The following is an 18099-nucleotide window of genomic DNA, read 5'->3' as shown; positions in this document are numbered from 1 at the left end:
ATAAAAAGTGAGATTAAATAGAGAACTTAAATCAAGCATTAGAAATACAGAGAGAATAGTACAATTTGGCGAGGGAAATTTTTTAAGAGCTTTTGCTGATTGGATGATTGATAAAATGAATAAAGAAGCAGATTTTGATAGTTCAGTTGTCGTTGTTCAACCTTTAAAGCAGGGACTTATTGATAAATTAAATGAGCAAGATGGTTTATATACTTTGTATTTAAATGGAATAAAAGATGGACAAGCTATTAGTGAGCACAAAGTAATTGAATCTATTAGTAGAGGTATTAATCCTTATTTTCAACATGAAGAATATTTAGAATTAGCTAGAAATCCAGAACTAAGATTTGTATTATCAAATACAACAGAAGCTGGCATAGCTTTTGATGAAGAAGATAAATTAGAAGATAAACCTCAAAATAGTTATCCAGGAAAGCTTACTGCACTATTATATGAAAGATATAAAAACTTTGATGGAGATAAGAACAAAGGATTAATACTAATTCCTTGTGAACTTATAGAGAAAAATGGAGAAAAACTAAAAGAAATAATACTAAAGTATGCATCACTATGGAATTTAGAAGAAGGATTTACTAGCTGGATAAATGAATCAAATCAATTCTGTAATACTTTAGTTGATAGAATTGTACCTGGTTATCCAAGAGATAGAATTGAAGAAATCACAGAAGAATTAGGATACGACGATCAATTAGTTGTAGAGGGAGAGCAATTCCACCTGTGGGTTATAGAAGCACCATTGTGGGTAAAAGATGAATTCCCAGCAGAAAAATGTGGATTAAATGTAGTTTTCACTGATGACTTGACGCCTTATAGAACAAGAAAAGTTAGAATATTAAATGGCGCACACACAACTATGGTGCCTGTATCATTATTATATGGCATAGAAACTGTTAGAGAAACTGTTGAACATGAAGTAATGGGTAAATTTATAGAGGATGCGATTTTCAATGAAATAATTCCAACACTTGATCTGTCTAAAGAAGAATTAGATTACTTTGCAGGGGCAGTATTAGAGCGTTTCAAAAATCCATTTATTAAGCATTACTTAATGAGTATTTCTTTGAATTCAAATCCAAAGTTTAGAACTAGAGTACTTCCATCTTTATTAACTTACAAAGAACGCAAAAATGAATTACCAAGTAAGCTAGTGTTTGCTTTTGCAGCGACTATACGTTTATACAAAGGTGATATTAATGGAAATACAATACAATTAAAAGACAACCAAGACATATTAGATATGTACAAAGAGTTATGGTCTAATTGCAGTGGTGAAGAAGATTATAAAAATATAGTTACTACTGTTTTAGCAAGAGTCGATATTTGGGAAATGGATTTAAATGAAGTAGAAGGACTTGCAGAAAAAGTAACTTATTACTTATCTATAATTGAAAAGGTAGGAATGGTTGAAGCTATAAAAGAGGTGATGTAATGAAACCTTATATTAGAATTAATACTAGTGACAATGTAGTGGTTGCACTGCAGGATTTAGATAAAGATACAATAATTGAAATAGATGATAAAAAGGTTAAAACACAAGAGAATATTAAAAAGGGGCATAAGGTTGCTCTAAAAGATATTAAGGTTAATGAAAATATTATTAAATATGGGTCAGCTATAGGTCATGCTATAGCTGATATTGAAGAGGGAAAACATATCCATACTCATAATATTAAAACTAACCTAAAGGGTATTGAAGAATATACATTTTCTGAAGATTTTAATATTACTTTTGATAAGAAAAAACCATTGAGTTTTAAAGGATATGTTAGAGAAGATAATCAAGTTGGAATTAGAAATGAATTATGGGTAGTTCCAACAGTTGGCTGTGTTAATGGAATAGGTCAACAAATTCTTGAAGAATTTAAATTAGCAGAAAATCCTGAAGGGACAGATGCTATGGAAGTATTAAAGCATAATTATGGGTGTTCACAGCTTGGAGACGACCATAAAAATACAAGAAGGATTCTTGAAGATATCGTGAAACATCCTAATGCTGGTGGAGTATTGGTATTAGGACTAGGTTGTGAAAACAATGAAATGAAGATTTTCATAGAAAATCTAGGTGACTTTAACGATAAAAGAGTAAAATTTTTAGTAGCTCAAGATGTAGAAGATGAAATAGAAGAAGGCGTAAAGTTGTTAAAAGAGCTTTATGGACATATGAAAAATGATAAAAGAGAAGATGTACCTATATCTAAGTTAAAAGTGGGATTAAAATGTGGTGGTTCAGATGGACTTTCAGGAATTACAGCAAATCCACTATTAGGAGCTTTTTCTGATTCATTAATTGCACAAGGTGGTACAACTATCCTTACAGAAGTACCTGAAATGTTTGGGGCAGAAACTATTCTTATGGATAGATGTATAAATGAAGAAGTTTTTAATAAAACTGTACATCTTATTAATGATTTTAAAGAATATTTCATGAGTTATAACCAACCAGTATACGAAAATCCATCACCAGGGAATAAAGCTGGTGGAATTACTACACTAGAGGATAAGTCTCTAGGTTGTACACAAAAAGGTGGTACAGCCCCTGTTGTAGATGTATTAAAGTATGGTGAAATTCTTAAAACTAATGGATTAAACTTGCTTAGTGCACCAGGTAATGATTTGGTTGCTTCAACTGCTTTAGCTTCTTCAGGCTGTCATATTGTCTTATTTACTACAGGAAGAGGAACACCCTTTGGTACTTTTGTACCTACTATGAAGGTATCTTCAAATTCTGAGATTTATAATAAAAAACAGCGTTGGATTGATTTCAATGCAGGGGTTTTAGTAGAAGATAAATCTATGGATTTAGTGGTAGAAGATTTTATGCAATATATAATAGAAGTTGCTAGTGGAAAGCTAGTAAATAATGAAATAAATAATTTTAAAGAAATAGCTATATTTAAAAATGGCGTTACTTTATAGAAAATCACCAAAAGGTACTTTGAGACAAATACGTTGAAATATGGCGTATAAAAGTGATTGACACCAAATACACCAAAACGTCAATGTCGAAATTAAAAGAAAATATATATTAAGAAAACCAGTATCGAAATTATGATACTGGATTTTTCTTGTCTAAAGATAAGCAGTTAATAATTTAATGGAAAGGTATAGTGGGCTATAATGCTATTTGATAAGTTGGTATTATATTTATAAGTTGAAGGAGTTGTAAATGACAAAGTAGCTAGAGGAGTTCTAAGAAAAAAAGTCAAGATACAAATCTGAAATAGAATGGAATATTGATTATTATTTTATAAATTTACTAAAAACATAGAAGAAAATATGCGAATAATGTAGTATTATATACTTATATGAGTATAATTATTTACGTAAAGTTATTGATTTGTTCACATATATGTAAAGTTATTGAAATTAATTACACAATAAGTGTTTAATGCTTTTGTTTTTTAAGCTTTTAATTCTTTAACTGTACTCGTAAAACTGAAAATTATACTCTATGTTTCAGAAAAAAGGGGGTTATTATATGTTTTGTCCAAAGTGTGGTAAGAAAAGAGAAGGAGAAGCGAAATTCTGTGGAGGTTGTGGCTACAGATTTCAAGAAACAACTATTAACGATAAAGAAAATTCAGAAGACATAATAAAACCACAAGCTATAATAAATGCTAATGTAGTTAATGAGCAAGAAAAAAAGGAACAACAATCTACAGTAAAACAGAGTAACACTCAAAACGCAGTAAAACAGGATCAATATGTAAAAAATACTGCTAAAACTAAAGGTATGAGTAATAAATCAATAATAATTACAATAGTTGGGGTAGCATTTGTGGTGGTGGTATTGGCGGTGGTAATGGTTTCAATCATTGGTGGGGATAATAATTCTAATAACGGAAATCTTATAGCTGATAGCAATAATAATGATATTGAAGACGTTAAAAATGATGACACTGATAATAATTCTAAAGATAATTCCTTAGACAATATAGATAATAGCCAAAATAATATTGAGAACAATACTGGAAGTAGTATCGAAAATAATACTTCAGACAATAGTAACAATCCAAATGACATAGAAGACAATTCAAATCCAATAGAAGACAATGGAGAGATAGATTATTTGCTTTATGATGATAAATACATAGAACCACTTTCTATTGAGGCTTCATCTTATTTAGAATCTACAAGTAATGGTCACTATTTTCCAGAGAATATTAATGATTACAATAATGAAACAGCTTGGGTTGAATCAGTACCGGGTGATGGTAGTGGACAATGGATTCAATTAAATTTTGAAAAAGAAACTACAATAAATGGAATTGATTTTGAAATTGGATATAGAAAATCGGAGGAAACATATTTTAAAAACAATAGACCCAAAAATGTAAGAGTTGAATTTTCAGATGGAAGTGATTTTTATATTGAATTTAGTGATGGTTTTGGATACGGAAGCAGAGTAGAAACAGATTCAGTAAAAACTACATATGTAAAAGTCATTATAGAAGATGTTTATAAAGGAAGTTCTTATGACGACACTTGTATTTCGGAGATACATGTTTATTAAATAAAATGAGGGTTTAAATTATATAAAAAGGGGGCTTAAAATATTGGGGCAAGTTATCAATTTAATGATTAAAGGTATAAGAAAAGATTTTAAAAAGAATATGATTAAAGCTTTGGCAGTATCATTTGTGATTTTGATACTTAATTTTATCCTTTTGAGTAAATTTCAAAAAAGTGGACTCGGACCATATTTAAGTTCAACTCTTGCTATACCAGGTAATAGACTTGGTGGAACCTTATTTTGGTCATTAGCTGGTGCGAATGTAGTAAATGTTTTTTCTAAGTTAAAAAATAAGAAACAATTATTTATATGGACAAGAATTAAACCTGCTAGTAAAAGTGTACTTTCGTTTTCAGAAAATGAATTTAAATTAGCGTATATTATAGGAATTACATTAGCAATATTGTTTAGTAACATAACTGGGAGTGTTTCTTTTAGCCTTTTAGCAGCTATAACCTTTTTTTCTTCTTCAGTTCAAATAAAGAAGAGCAAACTGGCTTTTGTACTTAATATGATTTTTGGAAGATTAATGAGAGCAATGTTTAAAAAGAAAGGAAACGGGTCTATAAATTCTCTTATGAGTGGATCAACCTTAGGATTTATGTTTTACGGTTTACTTAATGGTAATGAAATAGGATTATTTATTGGACTAGCTTTAATTATTTTGTTTATTGTAATAAATGTTATGGATATTTTTAAGAAGAAAAAGAAAAACGGGGAGGAAATATAATGAAAAAATTATTTGCTTTTATATTCATTTTGTTATTGCTTCTACCTGTGATTTCTGTAAAAGCTATTGGAAATGTTGAAGAGAATATTAATACTATAAAAGATAGAGAGGGCTATAAGAAATATGATTTTGAGCTTTCTTTAGAAGAAATAGAAAATAGCGAATATATGATTATGGAAGAAAGATATAATTTTTATTCTAATGAAGGCAATTTACCAGATGTAACAATTTATATTAAAAATAATAAATTTCAAGAAACAATTCTTTCTGATGGAACACAGATTAAATCAGTGGAAGATTTCTCTAAGATAATTGAAAAAGGATATTATTATAGTGAAAAAAATGTTCGTAAGATAAAAATTGACCGTCCTTATTTCAGACAAACAGTAACATTAAATAAATATTCTAGAGAAACGGGAGATATTATAGAAGAGTTTCATGGAGTATTTGATGGAGTATTTAATGATGACGGTAGTATGCTAAAAGGTGACATTTTTGAGCACACTGTATATCCTGATAATACTGAATTTTCTGGTGCATATTATAAAATGGAGCTTTTCAAAACTGGTGCAGATTATTATAATCCAAATAATGATCCAATTATTGGAGAATGGTACCCGGAAGATTCATATTTTAAGACTGATTATTATTCTTTTACCGACTATTTAAATTTAGATGATGAATTTAATGTTCAAGAACAATCAACGCAAGCCTACAGAATTTCCATAGAAAATATTAATAACATAAGTGGAGGCAGCACAGGAAATTCGGGAACAACAGATGGAAATTCAGGAGGTAATATAGGGGGAGGTGATATTAATCCACTAGTAGATGGAATGCTTCCTTTTGTGGGTAGTTTATTAGCGATACTAGGTTTGCTGGGTTTATCTTCAGGACTTTCGGGATTCGGTGGTACTAGCGATCCTAATGGGACAGATGGAGAAGATTTTACCGATAATGAAGTTCAAGGAGATGGAGTAGGTGGAAATGACTCAGATGAGGAAGAAGAAAATACACTTGCAATAGAAGCAAAAATTTATGATGGGCCTCTAATGGCGGGTAATAGCAGAAAAAGTGTAACTCTTGTGGCTTCAATAGTGGGTAATGCAGAGGAAAGTGTAAAAGTACAAGCGGCAAGTAGTATATCAGTGGAGGCAATTGCAAGTAGCCAAGGTGCTTCTTACGTATACATTGAACAGGAAAGTAATAGTAGTGGAGCTGAAAAGCAGTTTTACATTTCATTCACATATTTAGCTAGCTCAAAATTCTATGAAGGAGATAGCGGTATTACATTCCCAATAGAAGTTCCACTAGTAGTTAACTGTGCTTCACCAAAGATTCATGCTAAGCAAGTAATGCTCAAGGTAGAAAAGGATGAAAAGAAATTAATTTTAGAGCCTAATTCCATTGTTATAGGAGATAAACAAATGGAGCATTATCCTATAAAAGTAAGAGTTAAATCCATGGAAAAATTAGAGTGGCAGTTTTCAGCTGAGGTTGAGCCTTCTCTTGAGATGGGTATAAAATATATAGATTGTATTGATGTTGAAAATGACAACTGCGGTATTAAGATAACACCAGAGATACTACCAGAAGGTTCAGGAACTTCCATTTCTAATACTGTAATTGTAAAGGCTATGAATATTAAAACGAATAAAGAGATTTCTAAAAAGTTACCAGTGACAGTAGCTAGAGAAGGATTAATAGTGGTGAGTGAAAAGCCTCTAAATATAGTTGCAGACGGTATTTCACAAGCTAAACTTAAAATAGGAGCTGTAACAGCAAAAAATGGGGAATTACAAACAGATTATGAGCTTCTTTCTAATTTAAAAATCGTACCTAAAATAAGTACAGATGAGAAGCTTGCCCAAAATGCTTTTGACGCTTCTAAAATCGAATTTAGCACAGGGAAATGGGATAATTTTGAGGGATATAAAAACAAAACACTATCGACTTATTCCTATGAAATGAAAACCACAAGAGAGATACCAGGTAATGGAGTAAACTACAGAGGGAAGCTTATGGCAAGTGCTTCAAGTGGAGATAAAATTTATAATGTAGAAATACCATTAGTTTTAGATGTACTGTCTATGGGGCCAGGTAGTCCAAGATGGGAAGAGGAACTCCAAAATTGTAGAAAAATCATTAAAATGATTCCAAAAGAATATCAACCAAAGATGAATAGTATTTTGGAAAGTAAAGCAAAGGTAATGGGAGCAAGAGGACTTTATACTCTTCGTAAAAAGATATGGAAGATAGGACAATCCCTATGGGAAGCTGAAGGTGGAAAAGGTTATGAAGATTTAGAAAGATGGGCTGGTTATATTGAGGATACTCTTAATGTAGCTCATTGGTTAGGTAGAATGGCTGCAGATGTTGCAGGGACAATGGTTACAGGAAGTCCATTCTTAGGTATAGTTGTTGGAGAGAGTCATGATGCTATAGTTTCAGCTTTGGTAGCTTATAGAGATGGTTTGGATTTAAATGAGTGGTACGAACAATATTTTTATAATGATTTGATGGATATGATTGAAGGTTTAGGGGAAGAGGCTGTAAGTCCTGAAAGAATAACTAAGTACTTAACTAAATTCTTCAAAAAAAATCCAAAGATGAAGATTGTAGCTTATTCAATGCTATTCATCTATAATTTAGTAAATAATATTTGTCGAAGGGATATGGATGTATTTGATGCTGCAAAGGCAGCAATAAAAGACATTCTGTATGCAGAGGTATTAAAATTTGTTGTAGGAAGAATTTCTAAAAAAGTTGAAAAAGGAAAAGCTAAAGGAAATGTTGATAGTTCCGCTAATAGTAAAGGAAACGTAGATGGTTCATCGAGTAGCAAGGGAAAGGTTACAGGTAATACTGATTTTAATGACCCAATGACGAATCAAAAGGGATTTTCAAAGGCAAATCAAAAGGTAAATAATTTGCATGACGCCGTTGAAAGTGGAGATCCTAAAGCAATTGAAAAAGCCGTTTATGACATTAAAACAGATAAGTATGCTATTGCTGAAATAAATAAAAAAATAGATGGTAAATCTGTGTATTCAGATAGCCTAAAAATTAAGGTTGAAGATGTTTATGATGATATGGTTAAAAAACCAGTAAATAGCAAGCTAAATAATAAAATAGAAGACCTCTATAATAAAAAAACTAATGTTTCAAAGGTTCTTGGAATTGAAGATACAGGACGTTCAAATCCTACTAAAGATGCAAAAGTAGGCTCCGACTGGGATGTAGGTAAAAAGGTTAAGTACATTGACAAAAATGGATGCTATAGAACTGAAATTATGAAAGCTAAAGATATGAAACCATTACTTACTGATTCTATTAATGAAACCATAGGAAATAAGTATGGAAAAGGTATAAGCCCAGAAGATTTAAGGGCAAAGAATGACATAGAGCCAATGGGAAGAGATGCAGCCGGAGGATTTGCCGATGATGTTGATAAGGCAATTGGTATCAAAAACAACAAAACTCATTATTACGATAATCCATTAGACATTAAAGATCCTGAGGCCTTTGGTAAAACAGCAAAACACAAGGTATTAGAGTGGTGGAGTGAAAAAGCTGATTATCTATCAACAAATGGAGGAAGTCAATTAGATATTAATAGCAACAAGCTTGAAGGATTAAAACAATACAACAAACAATATAATACTTTACTAAAACCAATGGAAGATATAGCAAAAATCAAGAAACCAAACTTAAAAGCACCGCCACAAGTACTTGATCAATTTCAAAAACTAACAGATGAAGTTATCAAAGGTCACAAATCTATAGAGTACATGGAAAATACCTTAAAGAAAAGCGGATATTCCGTTGAGAAAATAATCGATATATTTGGAAGTCATATAGAAACTTATGCCAAAGAACTATAGTAATTGGTTTTGTTTTAAAAAGGTGTTGATTTATAAAATATTGCTTTATTACTAAATAGTCTATTTTGTTAGTAAAATCATCTTTAATTGTGCATTGTACATTAAGGTCTTAAAGGTTTTAATATTTTAATTGCACTCTGCACTCTGCAAATTGCACACTTATTAAAAAGAAGGGGGTTTTAAAATGAATTTTGATAAGGCAGAAAAAGAGTTTTCATTTGCAAAACGAGCTTATGAAAATGGAGTTATAAACCAAGCTGAATATCTAAATAAAATTCGCAATGAGCTTTTAGTTCAAGATGAAAATACAGGGAAATGGATGCTTGATTATGAAAAAGGCAATTGGTTATGGTTTGATAATTTGAATAATGAATGGATTAGAAGAAATAGACCTGGATATAAAAAAAATGAAGAAGAATATATAATACAAATTACAGCATCAGAGCCACCACAAATTGATGAGAAAATCAGAAAAGAAATCTTACAGTATCAAAATGAAGAAGTAATAAATGAACCAAAAGTAGGAAAAGAGGAATTAATTAAAGAAGAAGTTTTTGAAAATATTAAAGAAGAATCCACAAAAAAATGCAATAAATGTGGGCAAGTTGTGGATAAAGATAATAAATTTTGTCCTATCTGTGGAAATAAAATTGAAGAAAAAAAGATGAACTTTTGTAGAAATTGTGGAAAAGAAATTAAAGAAGGTAATGAATTCTGTATATTCTGTGGGACTAAGAACTAAAAAGTGATTGATGAATCCAGTATTGAAAGCTATAGTCAATACTGGATTTGTATTTTAAAAATAAAAATTATTAATTATACAATATTATTTAGGAATTCAAATCTTACAGTTTTGAATCTAAAAAATACCATGTTTTTTAAACTTTTTATACGTGAAAGGATTGCCTTCCATAATACATTTAAGACGTCTTATAACTTCAGTTATTTCGTGATTATGTTTTCGAGCTGAAGCTTTTTCACTATTAGACATATCATGACGGTTACCTTCATCTGTATTACTTTCTCTAATTTTAATATAATTACTTGGAGCATATTTTTTTGCTATATCATAGGCATTATCGCCAACTTTATTAGTAAGCGCTACATTAGCACCTCTATCAAGTAAGTCGTGAATAGTGTTAGTAGGCATATATTTAGCTGCAACCATTAATGGGGTAACACCTTCTAAATTTTGATGGTTTATATCTTCAGTTTTATTGACGATTAAATCATATTTTTTGCGGCTCTTTTTTACAGCTTCAAATAAGGGTGTTCTACCTTTATTGTCGGTTATATTTGGATTTGCACCAGCTTGTAGTAAGTAATCGACACATTCATCATTATATTTTGTTTCAATAGCATAAAATAAGGCTGACTTACCATTACTTTTGTTTTTTATATCTACATTGATGCCAGATTCTATTGCTTTTTTCATAACATCCACAAAAGATAATTCGCCTTTTTTAGGGAAGAAATGTGAGCTTACAGCTATCATTAAAATATTACGGTCCAAACAATCGGTAGCGCTTAAAGAATCGTTTTGCAAATAGCCTATTAATTCATTCACTCTATCAAGATTTTCGTTGTGATTGGATTGAGATTTTTTTCTTAATATTAGAATAATTTGAATAACAGTGATTAGAAATAATATGAAAAAGATTATTGTCATTATTCATCCCTCCCCTTAATTCGAGAACCACAATTTCCACAGAAGTCACCTTCCGTATTTAATTCTGTGCCACATTTACTACAAAACTTGTAGCTTGGGATAGCTTGCTTTTGAACTTGTACTTTTTCATTTTGTGTGAATGTTTTTTCTTCGATTTTATTTTCAGTGTTATTATCAGTATTATCTTTTACAGTTAGATTATAATATTTCTTAGGCTCATACTTTATAGATTTTTTGTATTTATACAAACCTAAATTTACTAATATAAATACAATATTTAATAATAAGCCTTGCCAAAAGGTGCTTGTACCAATGTCGGTTTTCATTACAATAAATGGTATGCCAAAAGCGATGAATAAGAAGCCTAAAACGATAGCTAAGCCAATAAGTGGATTTTGTTTATGCTTTTTTTGAATTTTCATAATCTTTTCTTTTGTTTCTTGTTTTTCTTCAGTGAGTGGTATTTCTTCAACTGGGGTCTTACAGTTTGGACAGAATTTTTGTTTTAACACTAATTCTTCACCACATTTAATACAATAATGATTTTTCATAAAAACCTCCCTTTTTTCCTGTTTACGCATCAAAGTTCACAGTATATAATTGAAAGATTAAAGCATCAAAAGATTAATAAATAATAAATCGACAAATTAACTTTAAATTCCCTATAATACCAGTTTATCATAAATGAATAAATATAATCAAAAGTAAAATTTGTCTTTTAGGGCAACGAGACATTAAAAATTAGGTTCTGTAGTAAATTGTAACATTCGTATCAATATGGATGAAGATATTTGGTTAGAAATTTAAATGAATGGAGAAAGAATTTTATCATAATAAATGTTATTTAAACTGTATGAAAATTATGAATACAGAGGAGTGCTTAAATGAAGTAAGTTCTAAAGAACTTTTATTACAAAAATATAACAAATGACAAAAATATATAAAAATTGCAAAAAAAATGTGGTAAAATATAAAGGTAAATAGATTGTAGCTTATATTCTAAAATTTTGCGACTTAAAGGGGTGCATATTACGGAAACGGAAGTAGTAAAATCAACGGAAAGTGAAATGAAAAGGCAAAGTAAAAAATCATATCCAATAGAGGGTAGAGTAAAAAAACGCAAGAAATTATTTATAGGTATTTTAAGTCTTATAGGCATTTTAGTTTGTATATATTTTGGTATGTCCATTTACTTTATGAATCATTTTTATTTTGGGTCTACTATAAACGGTGTGAATGTTTCAGGTGAAAGTGTGGAAACAGTAAATGAACTAATGGCAGCTGAAATAGGCAAATATCAGTTAACGCTTAAAGAACGTGATGGAATAGAGGAAATAATTATACCAGATGAGGTTGGTTTAACCTATGAGGGAGACGGAGAATTTAGAGAGCTTAAGGACAATCAAAATCCTTATAGATGGGTTATAACACTTTTTGATAAAGAAAATTTGAACATAGTAGAGGGCGTTAAACTCGATGAAGCTCTTCTAGCAGAAAAAATGGACAAACTTTCTTGTTTCGATGGTAGTAAAGTAATAATTCCACAAAGTCCTGTTCTTCAATATAAAGATGGTTCTTATGAACTTATACCTGAAGTAAATGGCAACGAGGTAAAGAAAGATATACTATATAATGAAATGAAGGATTCATTACTTGAGAGACAAGCTGAAATTGACCTAGAGGAAATTGATTGCTATGTGAAACCTGAATATACTATAGATTCAGAAGAGGTTGTTGATGCAGAAAAATTGATTAATACTTATGTAGCAGCAAAAATTACTTATAGCATAGGAAGTGACCAAGAATATTTAGATGGTGATACAATAAATAAATGGATTACTATAGATGAGAATTATAATGTGACTTTTAATGAAGAAGAAGCTAGAAGTTATGCAGCAAGTCTTGCTAATGAATATACTACTGTAGGTAAGCAAAGATCTTTTAAAACATCAGGAGGGTCTACAATAAATGTTGGTGGTGGAGATTATGGATGGGCTGTAGGTATAACCAAAACTACAGAAGCTTTAATTGAATCCATAGAAAAAGGCGAAACAGTAACTAAAAAGCCTTCATACTATGCAACTGCAATGGTAGAGGGTAGAAATGATATTGGAAATACCTATGTAGAAGTAGATCTTACAAATCAGCATTTATGGTTTTATAAAAATGGAACATTAATAGTTGATGGACCTGTTGTTACGGGTAATGTAAGTGCTAATAATGCAACTCCAGCTGGTGTTTATAAATTAAAGTATAAAGAGAAAAATGCTACTTTAAGAGGAGAAGATTATGAGACTCCAGTTGATTATTGGATGCCTTTTAATGGTGGTATAGGAATACACGATGCAACATGGAGAAGTGAATTTGGTGAAACAATATATCAGACAAGCGGTTCTCATGGTTGTGTAAATTCTCCATACAGTTTAGCAAAAACAGTTTTTGAGAATATTACGCCAGGTACTCCTGTTGTTTGTTATAATTAACCTTAAAAATCCAGTACTGAAGTATAGTACTGGATTTTTGTTTTAGTAATAGAACATATGATTAGCTAATTAGGGGATTTAAGTCTAAATTTGTTGAGAATGTTTAAAAATAATAATATAATGAAAGTAAAGTAAAAAAATAGGATGAGTTTATGAGAAATAATAATAGAAAAATAGAAATAATAAAAATTAGCATTATTGTTATTGTTGTAACGTTTATATTGAGTATGCTAGAATGGGTATTGTTGAATGATTATAACAATAATGTAAGTTCTTATAATAATGAAATTCAAGAGTATTATGAAGACCAATACAATACAGTTATATACCAATATAGAATGCTCTCAAAAGCGTATTTTGATGAAACTATTAATAATAATCGGGTATTAAGTATTATTGAAGAAGCTAATGCAGCAGACGAAGAAAATAGAAGTGAGTTAAGGGAAGAATTGAACGATATTTTAGTAGGAACCTATAATAATGCAGTAGAAAACAATTTTAGGCAACTTCATTTTGTTTTAAGAGATTCCACAAGTTTTCTGAGAATGCACAAAGTAGAAAAGTATGGTGATAATTTAAGAGACATTCGAGATACTGTAAGAATTGCAAATGAAGAGAAAATATATGTTGAAGGTTTTGAAGAAGGACGTGTTTTAAATGGATATAGATTTGAATATCCATTGTTTAAAGATAATGAACATATCGGTTGTGTTGAAGTGAGTATATCATTTATTTCTATTATTAAGATGATGGATCAATTATTTGAAAACCCAAGTGCATTTATCATCAAAAAGTCAGTAGTGGAAGATAAGGTATGGGAAGAGCAAATTGAAGACAATTATGGGCAAAGTAGAATATCAAATCTTTATTATTATGATAAAGAAGCATATGAGTATATAAGTGATAAAGAAAAATATAATGATTTTCTCGGAAGTGTAATAAATGATAACAACGTATTAGAAAAGGTAGGAAAGTTATTAGAGAAAGAAGAAACTTTTATAATAAATACTAATAATAATGATCAAATATATACAGTTTTCTTCTTAAAGATAGAAAATGTAGTGGGAGAACAGGTTGGATATCTAGTTTTTTATAATGAGAATGATATATTTTCTGCGTTTAAACAAAGTATCATTATAAAAAGTATTTTTATAGCTATCTTATGGGTATTGATTTTATGGACTATTTTTATTATATACAGATCAAAAATTGAAATGGATAAAATTACATATTTTGACAAACTAACTGGTGCATATAATAGAAACAAACTGTATCAATATATTCAGCAAGAGATAGAACGTAATAAAAGATATGGGACAAGTTTTTCAATTATAATCTATGATATAGATTATTTCAAAAGAATTAATGATAATTATGGACATTTAGTCGGAGATTTGGTGCTAAAAGAAATTACTCATTTAATCAAAAATAATATAAGGAGTAATGACTATTTATTTAGATTTGGGGGAGATGAGTTTATAATTTTACTACCCAATACAAAGCTAGAAAATGCAAAAATAGTGGCTGAAAAAAATAGAGCTATGATTGATGAAAAAGAGTATGTTACTGAAGCAGTAGATAATATTACTTTGAGCACAGGGGTAGCACAGTATATTGAGGGTGAAAAAAGCGAAGAACTTATTAGTAGAGCAGATACTGTACTATATAAAGCAAAATCAGAAGGTAGAAATAGAGTCGTTGGAGTATGATGAGTTTTAAAATTAATAAATAAGTAAGAAATCCAGTATTGCAATTTAATACTGGATTTTTATTTTTTTGAAAATAATTTTTGAATTTAATTATATATATAGTCATTAAAAAGTATAAATATATATATAAATAAATAGGTTAAATTTTCAACAAAATTAGTATGATATAAATTAATTTTAAAACTTTTATTAATTAAAGGGGTGGGGATTACGGGGAAGAAACCATTAAATCTAATAGTAACTTTTATAAAAAGGCGAAAGAAAATCATCAAATGGGATTTAATATCTTTTGGTATATTTATTAAAAGTAAAATACTAAACCCTATAGGAAGAGTGATAAAAAGAAACAAAAAGATTTTTATAGGTATTTCAATAACACTTTGTTCTTTACTTGTTATATATATGGGTATGGTGATTTATTTTATGAATCATTTTTACTTTGGTACTACTATAAATTGTATAAGTGTTTCAGGTAAAAAAGTGGAGGCAGTCAATGAATTGATGGAAGATGAACTTGACAAATATGAGCTGAAGCTAAATGAACGTGGAGGCATACAAGAGGTAATTAAAGGAAATGAAATTGGATTATGTTACGAAACAGGTAGAGAATTTAGGGATACTAAGGATGAGCAAAGTCCATATAAATGGGTATCATCTATTTTTAATACAGAGGATTCAAAGATGATAGAAGAAGTTAAATTTGATAATGAATTATTAAACAAACAGATTAATAGCCTTTCTTGTTTTGATAGTAGTAATGTAATTGAACCACAAAATCCTTGTTTTGAATATGTAGACGAAAGCTACGAAATTATAGCTGAAGTAAATGGGAACAAGGTAAATAAAGAGGTTTTATATAGCTATGTAGAAGATGCGCTTCTTAAAAGACAATCTTCAATAGACTTAGAGGAAATTGATAGTTATGTTAAACCGGAATATACTTCAAATTCTCAAAAAATAATTGATACAAGAGACTTACTTAATAAATATGTATCATCTAAAATTACATATAACTTTGGAAGTGACAATGTAGTTTTAGATGGTAATACAATAAATACATGGCTTAGTGTTGATGATACTATGGAAGTTAAATTGGACGAGCAAGAAGTAAAAAACTATATTGACGAACTTGCAAATAATTATAATACAATTGGTTCAAAAAGGAATTTTGCTACATCTTCGGGAAGCACAATACAAGTAAGTGGAGGAGATTATGGCTGGTCTGTTGATAGAGCAGAGGAAACCGTCGCCTTAATAGAATCTATAAAAGCAGGTGAAATTGTCACAAAAGAAACAGCATTTTCTCAAAGAGCAATGTGCCTTGGTAAAAATGATATTGGAAATACTTATGTAGAAATAAACCTATCAAATCAACATTTATGGTTTTATAAGAATGGATTATTAATAGCAGATGGACCAGTTGTTACTGGTAATATAAGTGCTAATCATGGGACACCATCGGGTATTTATAGATTGAAATATAAACAAAAGGATGCTGTTTTGCGGGGCGATGATTATGAAGCACCTGTGGCATTTTGGATGCCTTTTAACGGAGGAATAGGAATGCATGATGCAAATTGGAGAGGTTCTTTTGGAGGGTCAATATATAGGACAAACGGGTCACATGGTTGTGTGAATTGTCCCTACTATTTAGCAAAAGCAATATTTAATAACATTGATGCAGGCACCCCGATTATTTGTTATAAATGACTTTAACTCAAGCTTATAGTTGAAAAAAGGTACCTACCACCAAAAAAAATTCCGACATGATCTTTTATAATTTATAGTATTTTTATTGCAATAATTCCTATATTTTTTATTAGCAAAATACACTTTTATAGTCTAAACAATAGAAAAAGAAAAAAGCAGATAGTAATTTAATAAGATTTATAATAAATGTAAAATATAAGCTGAAAAAATTACAATATACAAAAATACAAAAAATCTAGCATCTTAAAATCCTTGTATAAAAAACTTAACAAATTATAGAAAATATATTAAAATATTACTTAAAGATATTTGTTAGTATGGTAATAGGAGGTTTACAAGATGACTTTGGGAGAAAAAATTAATAAATTAAGAAAAAGTAAATCTATTTCACAAGATGTATTTGCGGAAGATATGAAAGTAGCTAGACAGACTGTAGCAATGTGGGAACTAGACAAATTTTATCCTGAAATAAATAAATTAATAGTAATAGCTAATATTTTAGATGTTACTTTGGCTGAATTACTTAACTAGAATAAAATACTTTTCGATAAATTATTTTAGAAAATATAGATGTGTGGTAAAATCAAATTATAATAATATAAGAGTTACTTCAGAAGAAATGGGTGATATAAATTGATAGATAAAGCTATTAGTAAGATGATTTTTTATTTTGATGGAGATGTAAGAAGGATTAATCACGCTCTAAAAGTTTATTCTTTTTCTAAAATTATTGGAGAACTAGAAGGCTTAAATTCTAAAACTATGCTTACCTTAGAGCTGGCAGCTATCTTCCATGATATTGGGATTAAAGTTAGTGAGGAGAAATATAATTCTTCAAGTGGAGTGCATCAGCAAATAGAAGGGCCACCTATTGCGAGAGAGCTTTTAAAAAAATTTCAACTAGAGGAAAAAACTATAGATAGAATTTCTTTTTTGATAGCTAATCATCATACGTATTCAAATATAGTTGGAATTGACTATAGGATATTGATTGAATCAGATTTTTTAGTGAATATATATGAAGATGAAATGGACAAAGATGCAATTTTAAATGTTAGAGAAAAATATTTTAGGACAAAGACGGGATTAGAGTTCGTAGAATCTTTATATTTAAGCCAATAAAAATATATGATTAAGAATAAATAGTAAGCCATTTTGCAATATGCAAGATGGCTTATTTATCTATTTTAGTCATTTTGTAATGAAAGTATTTTAACATGAAATTTAATTCTTAAGGAGATTTTGAAAGGGTAAAATTGATACATATATTTAATAAACATTAAAAGTAAAATTGAGAAAATTAAGTAATATTTTGAGCTGTATTATGTTATTATATATATAAATAGGTAAAAGTGTAGAAAATAAAAATCTAGGAGTAAC

General features: G+C 29.5%; 13 protein-coding genes. 11 read left to right on the top strand and 2 right to left on the bottom strand.

Going from position 1 to position 18099, the window contains the following annotated elements; translation table 11 throughout:
* Nucleotides 1-7 precede the first annotated feature (7 nt).
* The 6 genes from ACVHXK_RS03035 to ACVHXK_RS03010 all read left to right on the top strand — a co-directional run bounded on the left by ACVHXK_RS03035 (nucleotide 8) and on the right by ACVHXK_RS03010 (nucleotide 9890).
* The gene (locus ACVHXK_RS03035; protein WP_461204879.1) at nucleotides 8-1450 is read left to right on the top strand and encodes a tagaturonate reductase; all 1443 of its coding nucleotides are present in this window, start codon (nucleotides 8-10) and stop codon (nucleotides 1448-1450) included.
* Nucleotides 1450-2937, top strand: coding sequence for a UxaA family hydrolase (locus tag ACVHXK_RS03030; protein ID WP_461204878.1), 1488 nt, complete (start codon nucleotides 1450-1452; stop codon nucleotides 2935-2937). The genes ACVHXK_RS03035 and ACVHXK_RS03030 overlap by 1 nt, the downstream gene beginning before the upstream one ends.
* 562 nt (nucleotides 2938-3499) lie before the next feature.
* On the top strand, nucleotides 3500-4534 hold the full coding sequence (locus tag ACVHXK_RS03025) for an NADase-type glycan-binding domain-containing protein (protein ID WP_461204877.1): 1035 nt from the start codon (nucleotides 3500-3502) through the stop codon (nucleotides 4532-4534).
* A gap of 43 nt (nucleotides 4535-4577) precedes the next feature.
* Complete coding sequence (locus tag ACVHXK_RS03020; protein WP_461204876.1) at nucleotides 4578-5264, top strand: hypothetical protein; 687 nt, start codon at nucleotides 4578-4580, stop codon at nucleotides 5262-5264.
* The gene (locus ACVHXK_RS03015) at nucleotides 5264-9148 is read left to right on the top strand and encodes a hypothetical protein (protein WP_461204875.1); all 3885 of its coding nucleotides are present in this window, start codon (nucleotides 5264-5266) and stop codon (nucleotides 9146-9148) included. The genes ACVHXK_RS03020 and ACVHXK_RS03015 overlap by 1 nt, the downstream gene beginning before the upstream one ends.
* A gap of 184 nt (nucleotides 9149-9332) precedes the next feature.
* Nucleotides 9333-9890, top strand: a complete 558-nt coding sequence (locus ACVHXK_RS03010) for a zinc ribbon domain-containing protein (protein WP_461204874.1) — start codon at nucleotides 9333-9335, stop codon at nucleotides 9888-9890.
* 117 nt (nucleotides 9891-10007) lie between these two features.
* Here the strand turns inward: ACVHXK_RS03010 and ACVHXK_RS03005 are convergent, their stop codons facing one another.
* Nucleotides 10008-10817 (bottom strand): ankyrin repeat domain-containing protein, encoded by an 810-nt coding sequence (locus tag ACVHXK_RS03005; RefSeq protein WP_461204873.1) that lies wholly within the window; start codon nucleotides 10815-10817, stop codon nucleotides 10008-10010.
* Nucleotides 10817-11368 carry a hypothetical protein gene (locus ACVHXK_RS03000; protein ID WP_461204872.1) on the bottom strand — a complete coding sequence of 184 codons (552 nt, stop codon included), beginning with the start codon at nucleotides 11366-11368 and terminating at the stop codon, nucleotides 10817-10819. Before ACVHXK_RS03000 ends, ACVHXK_RS03005 begins: the two co-directional genes overlap by 1 nt.
* A 516-nt stretch (nucleotides 11369-11884) precedes the next feature.
* Here ACVHXK_RS03000 and ACVHXK_RS02995 point away from each other — a divergent pair.
* The 5 genes from ACVHXK_RS02995 to ACVHXK_RS02975 all read left to right on the top strand — a co-directional run bounded on the left by ACVHXK_RS02995 (nucleotide 11885) and on the right by ACVHXK_RS02975 (nucleotide 17841).
* A complete protein-coding gene (locus ACVHXK_RS02995; RefSeq protein ID WP_461204871.1) occupies nucleotides 11885-13300 on the top strand; it encodes a L,D-transpeptidase family protein in 1416 nt (471 codons plus the stop codon).
* Between the two features lie 152 nt (nucleotides 13301-13452).
* Nucleotides 13453-15009: a sensor domain-containing diguanylate cyclase gene (locus tag ACVHXK_RS02990; protein WP_461204870.1), complete on the top strand. Its 1557-nt coding sequence runs from the start codon at nucleotides 13453-13455 to the stop codon at nucleotides 15007-15009.
* A gap of 423 nt (nucleotides 15010-15432) precedes the next feature.
* Nucleotides 15433-16719, top strand: a complete 1287-nt coding sequence (locus ACVHXK_RS02985; protein WP_461204869.1) for a L,D-transpeptidase family protein — start codon at nucleotides 15433-15435, stop codon at nucleotides 16717-16719.
* A 339-nt stretch (nucleotides 16720-17058) separates the two neighbouring features.
* Nucleotides 17059-17250, top strand: coding sequence for a helix-turn-helix domain-containing protein (locus ACVHXK_RS02980; RefSeq protein WP_461204868.1), 192 nt, complete (start codon nucleotides 17059-17061; stop codon nucleotides 17248-17250).
* Between the two features lie 126 nt (nucleotides 17251-17376).
* Nucleotides 17377-17841 carry an HD domain-containing protein gene (locus ACVHXK_RS02975; protein WP_461204898.1) on the top strand — a complete coding sequence of 155 codons (465 nt, stop codon included), beginning with the start codon at nucleotides 17377-17379 and terminating at the stop codon, nucleotides 17839-17841.
* Nucleotides 17842-18099 lie beyond the last annotated feature (258 nt).

The sequence above is a fragment of the Clostridium sp. DL1XJH146 genome, from assembly GCF_054819755.1.
The sequence above is the reverse complement of the archived record's forward strand: the minus strand, read 5'-3'. Positions and strand labels throughout refer to the sequence as shown.

What these genes read in the sequence shown, in the direction of transcription:
- ACVHXK_RS03030 (WP_461204878.1), top strand. Translation starts at nt 1,450, where the DNA reads ATGAAACCTTATATTAGAATTAATACTAGTGACAATGTAGTGGTTGCA.
- ACVHXK_RS03025 (WP_461204877.1), top strand. Translation starts at nt 3,500, where the DNA reads ATGTTTTGTCCAAAGTGTGGTAAGAAAAGAGAAGGAGAAGCGAAATTC.
- ACVHXK_RS03015 (WP_461204875.1), top strand. Translation starts at nt 5,264, where the DNA reads ATGAAAAAATTATTTGCTTTTATATTCATTTTGTTATTGCTTCTACCT.
- ACVHXK_RS03010 (WP_461204874.1), top strand. Translation starts at nt 9,333, where the DNA reads ATGAATTTTGATAAGGCAGAAAAAGAGTTTTCATTTGCAAAACGAGCT.
- ACVHXK_RS03005 (WP_461204873.1), bottom strand. Translation starts at nt 10,817, where the DNA reads ATGACAATAATCTTTTTCATATTATTTCTAATCACTGTTATTCAAATT.
- ACVHXK_RS03000 (WP_461204872.1), bottom strand. Translation starts at nt 11,368, where the DNA reads ATGAAAAATCATTATTGTATTAAATGTGGTGAAGAATTAGTGTTAAAA.
- ACVHXK_RS02995 (WP_461204871.1), top strand. Translation starts at nt 11,885, where the DNA reads ATGAAAAGGCAAAGTAAAAAATCATATCCAATAGAGGGTAGAGTAAAA.
- ACVHXK_RS02990 (WP_461204870.1), top strand. Translation starts at nt 13,453, where the DNA reads ATGAGAAATAATAATAGAAAAATAGAAATAATAAAAATTAGCATTATT.
- ACVHXK_RS02985 (WP_461204869.1), top strand. Translation starts at nt 15,433, where the DNA reads ATGAATCATTTTTACTTTGGTACTACTATAAATTGTATAAGTGTTTCA.
- ACVHXK_RS02980 (WP_461204868.1), top strand. Translation starts at nt 17,059, where the DNA reads ATGACTTTGGGAGAAAAAATTAATAAATTAAGAAAAAGTAAATCTATT.
- ACVHXK_RS02975 (WP_461204898.1), top strand. Translation starts at nt 17,377, where the DNA reads ATGATTTTTTATTTTGATGGAGATGTAAGAAGGATTAATCACGCTCTA.